This window comes from Citrobacter sp. Cf116 (genome assembly GCF_030336505.1).
Taxonomy (GTDB): Bacteria; Pseudomonadota; Gammaproteobacteria; order Enterobacterales; family Enterobacteriaceae; genus Citrobacter; species Citrobacter freundii.
Genome location: NZ_JAOWEQ010000040.1, coordinates 634,415 through 647,880, shown reverse-complemented (window position 1 = coordinate 647,880; position 13,466 = coordinate 634,415). Strand labels below are relative to the sequence as shown.

Sequence of the window (13,466 nt, the reverse complement as noted above, 5' to 3'; positions counted from 1 at the left end):
ATTCTCTTGGTCGTTTTGCCTGCTGCTATTCTGCTGGTCACAGCCGTGATATTCTTGCCGCTTGACTATTTCCGGTCACTTTCCCGGTTCAGAAACATTCATTCTCATGACTATGTTGCAGCTCTATAAACGTTCACAGCATGTAATTGCTATTAGCATACTTTTCTTCATTCTATTGTTATCCTGCCAGTCATCTGCATTTGCGCGGGCGCAACAGAGTGGTGAACTGCCGACGAAAGCAGATATTCAGAGCCAACTGGACGCACTGAGTAAACAAAAAGATCTCTCCGCGCAGGATAAGCTGGTCCAACAGGATCTCATCGATACTATCGCCACGCTGGATAAAATCGATCGCGTGAAAGATGAGACCGTACAGCTTCGCCAGAAAGTGGCCCAGGCGCCGGAGAAAATGCGTCAGGCGACGGATGCGCTAAATTCGCTCAGCGATGTCGACAATGACGACGAAACGCGAAAAACGCTGAGCACGCTTTCCTTACGACAGCTTGAGTCACGCGTCGCGCAGGTGCTTGATGACCTGCAAAGCTCGCAAAACGATCTTGCTGCCTACAACAGCCAACTGGTGTCGCTCCAGACCCAGCCAGAGCGCGTACAAAATGCGATGTACACTGCGTCGCAGCAGATGCAGCAAATCCGCAACCGACTTGATGGCACTAATGTAGGCGAAGGTGCTTTACGCCCCAGCCAGCAGGTACTGTTACAGGCGCAGCAGGCGCTGCTGAATGCGCAGATCGACCAACAGCGAAAGAGCCTCGAAGGTAATACGATTTTGCAGGATACCTTGCAAAAACAACGTGATTACGTGACGGCGAACAGTAACCGCCTTGAGCATCAGCTCCAGCTCCTGCAGGAAGCGGTGAACAGCAAGCGACTGACGTTAACCGAAAAAACGGCGCAGGAAGCAGTCACGCCGGATGAAGCCGAGCGTATTCAGTCCAATCCGTTAGTGAAGCAGGAGCTTGATGTTAACCATCAGCTCAGCCAGCGTCTGATTGCAGCTACCGAAAACGGCAACAGCCTGATGCAGCAAAATATCAAAGTCAAAAACTGGCTTGACCGCGCGCTGCAATCCGAACGCAACATTAAAGAACAGATCGCCGTTCTGAAAGGCAGTCTGCTGCTGTCGCGTATTCTGTATCAGCAACAACAAACGCTGCCGTCGGCGGATGAACTTGCCGATATGACCAACCGGATCGCCGACTTGCGTCTGGAGCAGTTCGAGGTCAACCAGCAGCGCGACGCGCTGTTCCAGAATGATGCGTTTGTCGCCAAACTGGAAGAAGGGCACAGCAACGAAGTTAACGGCGAAGTCCATGATGCCTTACTGCAGGTTGTGGATATGCGTCGTGAACTGTTGGATCAGCTCAATAAGCAACTGGGCAACCAGCTGATGATGGCGATTAATCTGCAAATTAACCAGCAGCAGTTAATGAGCGTGTCGAAAAACCTGAAAGGGATCCTCACGCAGCAGATTTTCTGGGTTAACAGTAACCGTCCGATGGACTGGGACTGGATCAAAGCTTTCCCGCAAACGCTTAAAGACCAGTTTAAGTCGATGAAAATCACGGTGAACTGGGAAAAAGCGTGGCCTGCAGTATTTATTGCGTTCCTGGCGGGATTGCCGCTGCTGCTCATTGCCGGGTTAATCCGCTGGCGTCTGAAATGGTTGAAAGAGTATCAGGCGAAATTAGCCGCTGCGGTGGGTAACCTGCGTAATGACAGTCAGCTCAACACGCCAAAAGCGATTCTGATCGATCTCATCAGAGCCTTGCCGGCGTGCCTGATTATCCTCGCGGTAGGTCTGATTCTGCTTACCATGCAGTTGAATATCAGCGACCTGCTGTGGGCGTTCAGTAAGAAGATGACAGTCTTCTGGCTGGTGTTTGGTCTGTGCTGGAAGGTGCTGGAAAAAGATGGCGTGGCAATTCGTCATTTTGGTATGCCAGCAAAACAAACTAGCCATTGGCGCCGCCAAATCGTGCGTATTAGCCTGGCGCTGTTGCCGCTTAATTTTTGGTCGGTCATTGCTGAACTGTCACCGCTCAATCTGATGGACGATGTGCTGGGTCAGGTGGTGATTTTCCTCAACCTGCTGCTGATCGCCTTCCTGGTATGGCCAATGTGCCGCGAAAGCTGGCGTGATAAAGAGTCGCATGGTCTGCGTCTGGTGACGATTACCGTGCTGTCTATTATCCCGATAGCATTAATGGTGCTGACGGCGACCGGCTATTTCTACACCACGCTGCGTCTGGCGGGACGCTGGATTGAAACGGTTTATCTGGTCATTCTCTGGAACCTGCTGTACCAGACCGTACTGCGTGGATTGAGCGTCGCGGCACGCCGTATCGCCTGGCGTCGTGCGCTGGCGCGTCGTCAGAACCTGGTGAAAGAAGGAGCGGAAGGTGCCGAACCGCAGGAAGAACCGACCATCGCGCTTGAGCAGGTTAACCAGCAAACGCTGCGTATAACTATGCTGGTGATGGTTGCCCTGTTTGGTGTCTTGTTCTGGGCCATTTGGTCTGATTTGATCACCGTGTTCAGCTATCTCGACAGCATTACGCTCTGGCATTACAACGGTACCGAAGCGGGTGCGGCAGTGGTGAAAGACGTCACCATGGGTAGCCTGCTGTTTGCGATTATTGCCTCAATGGTCGCGTGGGCGCTGATCCGTAACTTACCCGGCCTGTTGGAAGTGCTGGTGCTCTCGCGACTGAAGATGCGTCAGGGCGCTTCGTATGCGATCACCACGATCCTTAACTACGCGATCATCGCCATCGGCGCGATGACGGTCTTCGGATCGCTCGGTGTTTCGTGGGATAAGCTACAGTGGCTGGCAGCAGCCCTGTCGGTTGGTCTTGGTTTTGGTTTGCAGGAAATCTTCGGTAACTTTGTTTCGGGTCTGATTATTCTGTTTGAACGCCCGGTCCGCATCGGCGATACCGTGACTATCGGTACGTTCTCAGGAACGGTCAGCAAGATCCGTATCCGTGCCACCACCATTACCGACTTCGATCGCAAAGAGGTGATCATCCCGAACAAAGCCTTTGTGACGGAGCGTTTGATCAACTGGTCGCTTTCCGATACCACCACGCGTCTGGTGATCCGCATCGGCGTGGCCTACGGTTCGGATCTGGACAAAGTGAAGAAAGTGCTGCTGCAGGCGGCGATGGAACACCCGAAAGTGATGCACGATCCGGAGCCTGCTGTGTTCTTTACCGCCTTCGGCGCCAGCACGCTGGATCATGAACTGCGTTTATACGTGCGTGAACTGCGCGATCGTAGCCACACGGTTGATGAACTGAACCGTGCGGTCGATCGTTTATGCCGTGAAAACGACATTGATATCGCCTTTAACCAGCTTGAAGTGCACCTGCACAACGCGAAGGGCGACACCGTGACCGAGGTTAAGCGTGATATCATTAAAGGTGATGATCCGACGCCTTCGGTAGGTTAATAGAAAAACTCATCAGGCCTGCGAGCTTCGATTCATTCGTAGGCCTGGTAAGTGCAACGCTATCAGGCATTTCAGCTATAGCGCGTTTTTTGAAGAAGAGAGCTGTTTCTTTTCGTAATCCCGTTTAACAATCTCCAGCGCCTTCAGTACGGTTTCAGGTGCAACCTGATTTTCCTCAAGTAAAACAATCAAATCGACGGCCAGTTTGACCTCGTCCGGGGCGTTCTCTAATGACATAAATTCTCCGGGGATTAACGGGTTAAACGCGCCAGCACGTTTTCTATTCTTGCCAGAGCATGACGGCAGCGCGCCAGTCGCGCCTCGAATGCTTCTACTTCACGATGCAGTTTTTGCTGTTCTGCAAAGCCGGTAGCCTGAGCCAGACGCTCTTTGCGTTCACGCGTCATTTCAACCAGACGGCGTTCAAACTCCTGATGTTGGACCCGCTTACGCTGCCAGCGCGCCAGACCTGGAGATGCACTGTCCCACTCGCGTAGCGACCAACTGGCAGTTTCACGTGAAATCGCCTCTAACTGTGAGGCAAGGTGTTCCGCAAGCCAGGTGATTTGTGGTAGTTGTTGCTGCTCAACGGCGCGACGTAGGGCAGTAAGATTATCGTCAGCTTCATCCAGGCAGGCCTGCAGCAATGTGCTGCGCGTGTGAAACAGATGCCTGTCAAAGCGGGCGCTAAGCGTTGTGTGGTGCGCCAGCGGAGCACAACGCTGTCGCAGGCGGTTAAGCTGGTTTTCGAGCGTCTGTAACAGCATGGCGGTTTTCACAACAACACTCCGATGAAAATGAGAACTGTTATGCTAAAGTAGCGATTCTCTGTGTTAAGTACTGATATTATGCAACGCATTATTCTAATCATCATTGGCTGGATAGCGGTAGTGCTAGGTACGCTGGGCGTAGTATTGCCTCTGTTGCCGACGACGCCGTTTATCCTGCTGGCCGCCTGGTGTTTTGCCCGCTCATCGCCGCGTTTTCACGACTGGTTGCTTTACCGTTCGTGGTTCGGCGGGTATCTGCGTCACTGGCAAAAGCACCGCGCGATGCCGCCGGGAGCAAAACCGCGCGCTATTTTGTTGATCCTGGTGACGTTTGCTATTTCCCTCTGGCTGGTCAATATGATGTGGGTACGCGGCCTGCTGCTGGTTATTCTCGCCTGTTTACTGATTTTTATGTGGCGGATCCCGGTGATTGATGAAAAACAACAAAAGCAGTAAAGCGCAATAATCGCTGTTGCAATTGTCTCTCGCAGCCAGTAAATTCGACCGTTTTCGAGCACAGGCGCAGATGGTCAAAGGTTAACCAAGTGTAACCTTGGCCCTAATATAGACACAAAATCATTCAAGATACGTCGAGGATGAAGTGTATAGTGCGCCGTGAAGTAATACTGTATTAATCAGGCACAAACTTATGACCGCGACTGCACAGCAGCTTGAGTTTCTCAAAAATAGCATCAAAAGCATCCACGACTACCCAAAACCGGGCATTCTTTTCCGTGATGTCACCAGTTTACTGGAAGATCCGAAAGCCTACGCCCTCAGCATTGAATTGCTGGTTGAGCGCTACAAAAATGCGGGGATCACTAAAGTGGTTGGCACCGAAGCGCGTGGCTTCCTGTTTGGCGCGCCGGTAGCGTTGGGGCTGGGTGTCGGCTTTGTTCCGGTACGCAAACCGCGTAAGCTTCCGCGTGAAGTTATTGCTGAGACCTATGAGCTGGAGTACGGCACCGATCAGCTGGAAATCCACGTTGATGCCATCAAACCGGGTGATAAAGTCCTGGTTGTGGACGATCTTCTGGCAACTGGCGGCACGATTGAAGCGACCGTGAAGCTGATCCGCCGTCTGGGTGGCGAAGTGACCGATGCTGCCTTTATCATTAACCTGTTTGATCTGGGCGGCGAGCAGCGTCTGGAAAAGCAGGGGCTGACTTGTTATAGCCTGGTTCCATTCCCGGGCCACTAAGTCGGGCTATCTTATCCCGGTTGAAGTAATACCGAGACACACAACCTCGCCGTTGCTGCGAGGTTGTGTTAGCATTACCCTCCTGTGAATCCACCCTCCAGCCTTTCAGAGCCTGCCAATGAGTTATCAGGTCTTAGCCCGAAAATGGCGCCCACAAACCTTTGCTGACGTCGTCGGCCAGGAACATGTGCTGACGGCACTGGCGAACGGCTTGTCGTTAGGGCGTATTCATCATGCTTATTTGTTTTCCGGTACCCGTGGCGTCGGAAAAACCTCTATCGCCCGCTTGCTGGCGAAGGGATTAAACTGTGAAACTGGCATCACCGCTACGCCGTGCGGCGTGTGCGATAACTGTCGGGAAATTGAGCAGGGGCGTTTTGTCGATTTGATTGAAATCGATGCCGCCTCACGCACCAAAGTCGAAGATACTCGCGATCTGCTGGATAACGTCCAGTATGCGCCTGCGCGCGGTCGCTTTAAGGTCTATTTGATCGACGAAGTGCACATGCTGTCGCGCCACAGTTTTAACGCCTTGCTGAAAACGCTCGAAGAGCCGCCCGCGCACGTCAAATTCCTGCTGGCGACCACCGATCCGCAGAAGCTGCCGGTGACCATCCTGTCGCGCTGTCTGCAATTCCATCTTAAAGCGCTGGATGTCGAACAGATTCGCCATCAGCTTGAGCATATTCTCAAAGAAGAGCATATCGCCCATGAGCCACGTGCGCTGCAACTGCTGGCTCGTGCCGCAGACGGCAGCCTGCGCGATGCGCTGAGTTTGACCGATCAGGCGATTGCCAGCGGCGATGGTCAGGTCTCGACCGACGCGGTCAGCACTATGCTCGGCACGCTGGACGACGACCAGGCGCTCTCGCTTGTTGAAGCGGTTGTGGCTGCGGACGGCGAACGCGTGATGACGCTGGTGAACGACGCCGCCGCGCGTGGTATCGAATGGGAAGCGCTGCTGGTTGAGATGTCGGCTTTGCTGCATCGTATTGCCATGGTTCAGCTTTCACCTGCTGCGCTCGGTAGCGATATGGCCGCCATTGAACAGCGTATGCGTGAACTGGCGCGAATTGTACCGCCTACCGATGTGCAGCTTTACTACCAGACCCTGTTAATCGGGCGCAAAGAACTGCCGTATGCACCAGACAGACGAATGGGCGTCGAAATGACGCTGCTGCGTGCGCTGGCTTTTCATCCGCGCATGCCGCTCCCGGAACCTGAAGTCCCGCGCCAGTCGTTTGCCCCGGTCGCACCCACAGCGGTGATGACCCCGACGCAGGTGCCACAGCAGCAACCTGCGCCAGCGCAACAGCAACAGAATGTGCCGCTTTCCGATGCCACCAGTCAGGTGCTGGCGGCGCGCAGTCAACTGCAACGTGCTCAGGGAGCAACCAAAGCAAAAAAGAGTGAACCGGCAGCCGCTTCCCGCGCGCGGCCGGTGAATAATGCTGCGCTGGAAAGACTGGCTTCGGTGTCGGAACGTGTTCAGGCACGTCCGGCAGTCTCTGCGCTGGAAAAAGCACCAGCGAAGAAAGAAGCGTATCGCTGGAAAGCGACCAATCCTGTTGCAGAAGTCAAAGAAGTCGTCGCCACGCCGAAAGCGCTGAAAAAAGCGCTTGAGCATGAAAAAACGCCAGAACTGGCGGCAAAGCTTGCGGCTGAAGCCATTGAACGCGACCCGTGGGCCGCCCAGGTGAGCCAGCTCTCGCTGCCTAAACTGGTAGAGCAGGTGGCGCTTAATGCCTGGAAAGAAGAGAATGGCAACGTGGTTTGCCTGCACCTGCGTTCCACGCAGCGACACCTTAATTCCAGCGGCGCGCAGCAAAAACTGGCCGAAGCACTGAGTTCCTTAACGGGGTCAACGGTTGAATTGACCATCGTTGAAGATGATAATCCTGCGGTGCGTACGCCGCTGGAGTGGCGTCAGGCCATTTATGAAGAGAAGCTCGCGCAGGCGCGTGAGTCGATTATTGCGGATAATAACATCCAGACGCTGCGTCGTTTTTTCGATGCGGAGCTGGACGAAGAGAGTATTCGCCCCATTTGATCGTCAGCCTAATGGTTTGACGGTCGTCATCCCTTAACGTGATTGAGAGAGAAGCCTATGTTTGGTAAAGGCGGTCTGGGTAACCTGATGAAACAGGCCCAGCAGATGCAAGAAAAAATGCAGCAGATGCAGGAAGAAGTCGCCAAGCTGGAAGTGACCGGCGAATCTGGCGCGGGTCTGGTAAAAGTGACCATCAACGGCGCGCATAACTGCCGTCGCGTGGAGATCGATCCAAGCCTGCTGGAAGACGACAAAGAGATGCTGGAAGACCTGGTTGCTGCGGCATTCAACGACGCGGCGCGTCGCATTGAAGAGACGCAGAAAGAGAAGATGGCCTCTGTTTCTTCCGGAATGCAGCTGCCGCCTGGCTTTAAGATGCCGTTCTGATGCAAACCAGCCCGCTGTTAACTCAGCTTATGGAAGCACTGCGCTGTCTGCCGGGCGTTGGCCCGAAGTCGGCGCAGCGCATGGCGTTCACGCTGCTTCAGCGCGATCGCAGCGGCGGGATGCGTCTGGCGCAGGCGTTAACGAAGGCGATGTCGGAAATCGGCCACTGTGCCGATTGCCGCACCTTCACAGAGCAAGACGTCTGCAACATCTGTTCGAACCCGCGTCGCCAGGAAAACGGTCAGATTTGCGTGGTGGAGAGTCCGGCGGACATCTACGCCATTGAGCAAACCGGGCAATTTTCCGGACGTTACTTCGTGCTGATGGGACACCTGTCGCCGCTGGACGGTATTGGTCCTGATGATATCGGGCTGGATCGTCTTGAACAGCGACTGGCGTCTGAGCAAATCAACGAACTGATTCTGGCGACCAATCCCACGGTCGAAGGAGAGGCGACCGCCAACTATATTGCTGAGCTTTGCATGCAATATGGCGTTGAAGCCAGCCGTATCGCCCATGGCGTTCCGGTAGGCGGCGAGCTGGAGATGGTCGATGGCACCACGCTGTCGCACTCTCTGGCAGGACGACACAAGATTAAATTCTGAACAAACGGAGGCCGCGACGGCGGCTTCCGCTTGAAATCCTTCCCGCTTGTCCCCATTTCACCCTCAACGTGTTTTTACCATTGAATATGGCATTGTTGAGGTAGATCTACATGAAAGGACAAGAAACTCGTGGTTTTCAGTCAGAAGTAAAACAGCTTCTGCACCTGATGATCCATTCTCTGTATTCCAATAAAGAAATCTTCCTGCGTGAGCTTATCTCTAACGCCTCGGATGCGGCAGACAAGCTGCGTTTCCGCGCACTGTCTAACCCGGACCTGTATGAAGGTGACGGTGAGCTGCGTGTGCGTGTTTCCTTCGATAAAGATAAGCGTACGTTGACCATTGCCGATAACGGCGTGGGGATGAACCGTGATGACGTTATCGATCATCTGGGGACCATTGCGAAATCCGGCACCAAATCTTTCCTCGAATCCATGGGCTCCGATCAGGCGAAAGACAGCCAGTTGATCGGTCAGTTTGGGGTTGGTTTCTACTCTGCCTTCATCGTGGCGGACAAAGTCACCGTGCGTACCCGTGCTGCGGGTGATAAACCGGAAAACGGCGTGTTCTGGGAATCTGCGGGCGAAGGCGAGTACACCGTTGCTGATATTACCAAAGAAGACCGTGGTACCGAAATCACTCTGCATCTGCGTGAAGGCGAAGACGAGTTCCTCGATGACTGGCGCGTACGTTCCATCATCAGCAAATATTCCGACCATATCGCGCTGCCGGTAGAGATCGAAAAATCCGAAGAGAAAGACGGCGAGACCGTGGTTTCCTGGGAAAAAATCAACAAGGCGCAGGCGCTGTGGACGCGTAACAAGTCGGAAATCAAAGACGACGAGTACAACGAATTCTACAAGCACATCGCCCACGACTTCACTGACCCGCTGACCTGGAGCCACAACCGTGTGGAAGGTAAGCAGGAGTACACCAGCCTGCTGTATATCCCGTCGCAGGCGCCGTGGGATATGTGGAACCGCGATCACAAGCATGGTCTGAAACTGTACGTCCAGCGTGTCTTCATCATGGACGATGCCGAGCAGTTCATGCCGAACTACCTGCGCTTTGTCCGTGGTCTGATAGATTCTAACGATCTGCCGCTGAACGTTTCTCGCGAGATCCTGCAGGACAGCACCGTCACCCGTAACCTGCGCAGCGCGCTGACCAAACGCGTACTGCAGATGCTGGAAAAACTGGCGAAAGACGACGCGGAAAAATACCAGACTTTCTGGAAGCAATTCGGCCTGGTGCTGAAAGAAGGCCCGGCGGAAGACCACGCCAACCAGGAAACGATCGCTAAACTGATGCGCTTCGCGTCTACGCACACTGACTCCTCCGCGCAAACCGTGTCGCTGGAAGATTACGTGTCGCGAATGAAAGAAGGGCAGGAGAAAATCTACTACATCACTGCAGACAGCTATGCGGCGGCGAAGAGCAGCCCGCACCTGGAACTGCTGCGTAAGAAAGGCATCGAAGTGCTGCTGCTTTCTGACCGCATCGATGAGTGGATGATGAACTACCTGACCGAGTTCGACGGTAAGGCATTCCAGTCCGTTGCTAAAGCTGACGAGTCCATCGACAAGCTGGCGGATGAAGTTGACGAATCGGCAAAAGAAGCGGAAAAAGCGCTGACGCCGTTCGTTGAGCGTGTGAAAACCCTGCTGGGTGACCGCGTGAAGGAAGTGCGTCTGACTCACCGTCTGACCGACACGCCAGCCATCGTTACCACCGATGCGGATGAAATGAGCACCCAGATGGCGAAACTCTTTGCCGCTGCGGGCCAGGCCGTACCGGAAGTGAAATATATCTTTGAACTGAACCCGGACCACGTGCTGGTAAAACGCACGGCGGATACTCAGGACGAAGCACAGTTCAAAGAGTGGGTTGAGCTGCTGCTGGATCAGGCGCTGTTTGCTGAGCGCGGCACGCTGGAAGACCCGAACCAGTTCATCCGTCGTATGAACCAGTTGCTGGTATCCTGATACCTGTAATGTAATGCCGGATGGCGCTAACGCTTATCCGGCCTACAACATCTTTTTGATCGTAGGCCGGATAAGGTGTTTACACCGCCATCCGGCAATTTCTTTCCTTATTTTCAATTTTCCCGCCATTAACCGTTTCAGCGTAGACTACCTTCCTTGAGCCAATTGCGTGATGGTGGTATCGTTTAGCGCTTTTTAAAAAATATCGACAACCTTTAAGGGGATTTTCGTAATGCGTATCATTCTGCTTGGCGCTCCGGGCGCGGGTAAAGGAACTCAGGCTCAGTTCATCATGGAGAAGTATGGTATTCCGCAAATCTCCACCGGTGATATGCTGCGTGCCGCCGTGAAATCTGGCTCCGAGCTGGGCAAACAAGCGAAAGACATCATGGACGCCGGTAAGCTGGTGACTGATGAGCTGGTGATCGCGCTGGTAAAAGAGCGTATTGCTCAGGAAGACTGCCGTAATGGTTTCCTGCTTGATGGCTTCCCGCGTACTATTCCGCAGGCAGACGCCATGAAAGAAGCGGGCATCAACGTGGACTACGTTCTGGAGTTTGACGTACCTGACGAACTGATCGTTGACCGTATCGTCGGTCGCCGCGTACACGCTGCTTCTGGCCGCGTTTACCACATCAAATTCAACCCGCCTAAGGTTGAAGGCAAAGACGACGTGACCGGCGAAGAGCTGACCACCCGTAAAGACGATCAGGAAGAGACCGTACGTAAGCGCCTGGTGGAATACCATCAGATGACCGCACCGCTGATCGGCTACTACTCTAAAGAAGCGCAGGCGGGTAACACCAAATACGCGAAAGTTGACGGCACTCAGGCCGTGGCTGACGTGCGCGCAGCGCTGGAAAAAATCCTCGGCTAATTTTTTCGCGTAATTAAACCTCTTATCAGGTCTGCCAATATCTCGTAGGCCTGATAAGCGCAGCGCCATCAGGCAAATTCTCGTCTTACCTTTCACAGCAATTAGTTCTTCTTTACCGCTTTTCCGCTACAATTATCAACAATTTGAATCGATAAGAGGCGGTAATGCGTCAGACGAAAACCGGTATCCTGCTGGCAAACCTCGGCACTCCCGATGCCCCAACTCCCGAAGCCGTTAAGCGCTACCTGCGCCAGTTTTTAAGCGATCCACGCGTAGTCGATACGTCCCCTGCGCTGTGGTGGCCGCTGCTGCGTGGTGTGATTTTGCCGCTGCGAGCGCCGCGTGTGGCAAAGCTGTACCAGTCAATCTGGATGGAAGACGGTTCCCCACTGATGGTCTACAGCAAGGCGCAACAGCAGGCGCTGGCAGAACGTCTGCCTGATACCCCTGTCGCGCTGGGGATGAGCTACGGTTCGCCATCGCTCGAAAGCGCGGTCGATGAACTGTTGGCAAGCGGAGTGGAACACATGGTGGTGTTACCGCTGTACCCGCAATATTCCTGTTCGACGGTTGCAGCAGTCTGGGACGAGCTGGCGCGCATCTTAGCGCGTAAACGCGGTATTCCCGGCGTCTCTTTTATTCGTGATTACGCCGATGACAGCAGCTACATTGATGCGCTGGCCAAGAGTGCCCGGGATTCATTCGCTCAACATGGCGAACCTGATTTACTGCTGCTCTCCTACCACGGCATTCCGCAGCGCTACGCCGATGAAGGCGATGACTACCCGCAGCGCTGTCGCGATACGACGCGTGAGCTGGTTTCAGCGCTTGGTCTGCCGCCGGAAAAAGTCATGATGACCTTCCAGTCTCGCTTTGGCCGCGAACCCTGGCTGACGCCGTATACCGATGAAACGCTAAAAATGCTGGCGGAGAAAGGAACCCGACATATCCAGGTTATGTGTCCGGGCTTCGCGGCTGATTGTCTCGAAACGCTGGAAGAGATAGCGGTGCAAAACCGGGAAATTTTCCTTGAGGCTGGCGGTAAGCAATATGAGTATATTCCGGCGTTGAATGCCACACCGGAACATATCGAAATGATGGTTAAACTGACCGCCGCCTACCGCTAAAGCTGTTGCTTAAAGAAACGCGCGCCGTCCTGCAGAGCTTCATCGGCGGTTTTCATCACCCGCGAATAGTGCAGGAAGGCGTGCAGCGTACCGGGATACATTTTGTACTGGCAGGGCTGCTGATGCGCTTGTAACGTCTGGAATAATAAGCGGCTATCGTCAATCAGTGGATCGAACTCCGCACCGGCGATAAAACACGGCGGTACGTCGCGCGTCAGGTCGTTATTAAACAGGCAATAGTACGGTGACTCGCGATCGTCAGCGCTACGTAGGTACGCGTTTTCATACATCTGCAAGTCCTCGCGGGTTAACCCATCCCACGCTCCGCCCATCAGCCGTCGGCTCAGTGAATCCTGCAGCCCGTAAAGCCCATACCACAACAGCACGCCAGCCACCTTGCCGCAGGCAATGCGTTTATCCCGCAGCCACAGCGCGCTGGCAAGCGCCAGCATGGCTCCGGCGGAATCGCCCGCAAAACCAATCGTATTGATATTGAGGGAATAGTCGCCAGCATGTTGATGATAGTACTGGCAAACGGCGACGATCTCTTCGATGGCTTGTGGGTAGCGCGCTTCCGGCGACAGCGAATAGTCGATGCCAATAACTGTGCACTGGGTGTAGTGCGCCAGTAAACGCATAATCCGGTCATGGGTATCCAGATTACCGAGAATAAAACCGCCGCCGTGCAGGTAATACAGCGTGGCCTGGCTTTGGGGCTGCGGAGCGTAGATGCGTGTGGCAACGGGGCCGCACGCGGTAGAAATCACGCATTCTCGGGTATGCATCTGCGGGGCATCGGCATTCCACAGTCGCCGCTCATGAATGTAGTGTTGGCGCTGGGCCACGAAGTCATCGGCAGCGGGCCACGGCGGCAAATCGTCGCGATGAAAATTCACCACGCTTTTCATTTCATCCGAAATTTTGTCGAGTACGGGGATTTTGTTTTCCGGCTTCATAAAACGCTCCTTGTGAAGGTGAGTTATTGTAGAAAT

Annotated in this window: 12 protein-coding genes and 1 other annotated feature; of the genes, 9 read left to right on the top strand and 3 right to left on the bottom strand. The window is 54.1% G+C overall.

Features of this window, described 5'->3' with window-relative positions; genetic code table 11:
- The first annotated feature begins 106 nt into the window (after window positions 1-106).
- Window positions 107-3,472 (top strand): mechanosensitive channel MscK, encoded by a 3,366-nt coding sequence (mscK, locus tag OGV74_RS19765; RefSeq protein ID WP_048219469.1) that lies wholly within the window; start codon window positions 107-109, stop codon window positions 3,470-3,472.
- A gap of 75 nt (window positions 3,473-3,547) precedes the next feature.
- Here mscK and rsmS read toward each other — a convergent pair whose 3' ends face one another.
- Entirely contained in the window at window positions 3,548-3,709 is a 162-nt protein-coding gene (rsmS, locus tag OGV74_RS19760; protein WP_003021750.1) for a pleiotropic regulatory protein RsmS, read from the bottom strand.
- Window positions 3,710-3,723: 14 nt separating this feature from the next.
- Window positions 3,724-4,251, bottom strand: a complete 528-nt coding sequence (gene priC, locus OGV74_RS19755) for a primosomal replication protein N'' (protein WP_003021753.1) — start codon at window positions 4,249-4,251, stop codon at window positions 3,724-3,726.
- Window positions 4,252-4,320: 69 nt separating this feature from the next.
- On the opposite strand from priC, the gene OGV74_RS19750 reads away from it, so the two are divergent.
- The 8 genes from OGV74_RS19750 to hemH all read left to right on the top strand — a co-directional run bounded on the left by OGV74_RS19750 (window position 4,321) and on the right by hemH (window position 12,474).
- Entirely contained in the window at window positions 4,321-4,698 is a 378-nt protein-coding gene (locus OGV74_RS19750; RefSeq protein ID WP_003847534.1) for a DUF454 family protein, read from the top strand.
- Window positions 4,699-4,891: 193 nt separating this feature from the next.
- On the top strand, window positions 4,892-5,443 hold the full coding sequence (gene apt, locus OGV74_RS19745; RefSeq protein WP_003021759.1) for an adenine phosphoribosyltransferase: 552 nt from the start codon (window positions 4,892-4,894) through the stop codon (window positions 5,441-5,443).
- Window positions 5,444-5,561: 118 nt separating this feature from the next.
- Window positions 5,562-7,493, top strand: a complete 1,932-nt coding sequence (dnaX, locus tag OGV74_RS19740; RefSeq protein WP_003021761.1) for a DNA polymerase III subunit gamma/tau — start codon at window positions 5,562-5,564, stop codon at window positions 7,491-7,493.
- Window positions 6,826-6,890 (top strand) — a sequence feature (DnaX frameshifting element). It overlaps the preceding gene by 65 nt.
- A gap of 57 nt (window positions 7,494-7,550) precedes the next feature.
- Window positions 7,551-7,880 (top strand): YbaB/EbfC family nucleoid-associated protein, encoded by a 330-nt coding sequence (locus tag OGV74_RS19735; protein ID WP_003021764.1) that lies wholly within the window; start codon window positions 7,551-7,553, stop codon window positions 7,878-7,880.
- Window positions 7,880-8,485, top strand: a complete 606-nt coding sequence (recR, locus tag OGV74_RS19730) for a recombination mediator RecR (protein WP_003021767.1) — start codon at window positions 7,880-7,882, stop codon at window positions 8,483-8,485. The genes OGV74_RS19735 and recR overlap by 1 nt, the downstream gene beginning before the upstream one ends.
- A gap of 110 nt (window positions 8,486-8,595) precedes the next feature.
- Complete coding sequence (gene htpG / locus OGV74_RS19725) at window positions 8,596-10,470, top strand: molecular chaperone HtpG (RefSeq protein ID WP_003021770.1); 1,875 nt, start codon at window positions 8,596-8,598, stop codon at window positions 10,468-10,470.
- 232 nt (window positions 10,471-10,702) lie between these two features.
- On the top strand, window positions 10,703-11,347 hold the full coding sequence (gene adk, locus OGV74_RS19720; RefSeq protein ID WP_003021773.1) for an adenylate kinase: 645 nt from the start codon (window positions 10,703-10,705) through the stop codon (window positions 11,345-11,347).
- A 164-nt stretch (window positions 11,348-11,511) separates the two neighbouring features.
- Window positions 11,512-12,474: a ferrochelatase gene (gene hemH / locus OGV74_RS19715; RefSeq protein WP_286521423.1), complete on the top strand. Its 963-nt coding sequence runs from the start codon at window positions 11,512-11,514 to the stop codon at window positions 12,472-12,474.
- On the opposite strand, the gene aes is transcribed toward hemH, so the two are convergent.
- On the bottom strand, window positions 12,471-13,430 hold the full coding sequence (gene aes, locus OGV74_RS19710; RefSeq protein ID WP_003021777.1) for an acetyl esterase: 960 nt from the start codon (window positions 13,428-13,430) through the stop codon (window positions 12,471-12,473). The genes hemH and aes overlap by 4 nt on opposite strands.
- Window positions 13,431-13,466: the final 36 nt, after the last annotated feature.

Coding starts and splice junctions, on each gene's coding strand:
- mscK (WP_048219469.1), top strand. CDS start 107: ATGACTATGTTGCAGCTCTATAAACGTTCACAGCATGTAATTGCTATT.
- rsmS (WP_003021750.1), bottom strand. CDS start 3,709: ATGTCATTAGAGAACGCCCCGGACGAGGTCAAACTGGCCGTCGATTTG.
- OGV74_RS19750 (WP_003847534.1), top strand. CDS start 4,321: ATGCAACGCATTATTCTAATCATCATTGGCTGGATAGCGGTAGTGCTA.
- apt (WP_003021759.1), top strand. CDS start 4,892: ATGACCGCGACTGCACAGCAGCTTGAGTTTCTCAAAAATAGCATCAAA.
- dnaX (WP_003021761.1), top strand. CDS start 5,562: ATGAGTTATCAGGTCTTAGCCCGAAAATGGCGCCCACAAACCTTTGCT.
- OGV74_RS19735 (WP_003021764.1), top strand. CDS start 7,551: ATGTTTGGTAAAGGCGGTCTGGGTAACCTGATGAAACAGGCCCAGCAG.
- recR (WP_003021767.1), top strand. CDS start 7,880: ATGCAAACCAGCCCGCTGTTAACTCAGCTTATGGAAGCACTGCGCTGT.
- htpG (WP_003021770.1), top strand. CDS start 8,596: ATGAAAGGACAAGAAACTCGTGGTTTTCAGTCAGAAGTAAAACAGCTT.
- adk (WP_003021773.1), top strand. CDS start 10,703: ATGCGTATCATTCTGCTTGGCGCTCCGGGCGCGGGTAAAGGAACTCAG.
- hemH (WP_286521423.1), top strand. CDS start 11,512: ATGCGTCAGACGAAAACCGGTATCCTGCTGGCAAACCTCGGCACTCCC.
- aes (WP_003021777.1), bottom strand. CDS start 13,430: ATGAAGCCGGAAAACAAAATCCCCGTACTCGACAAAATTTCGGATGAA.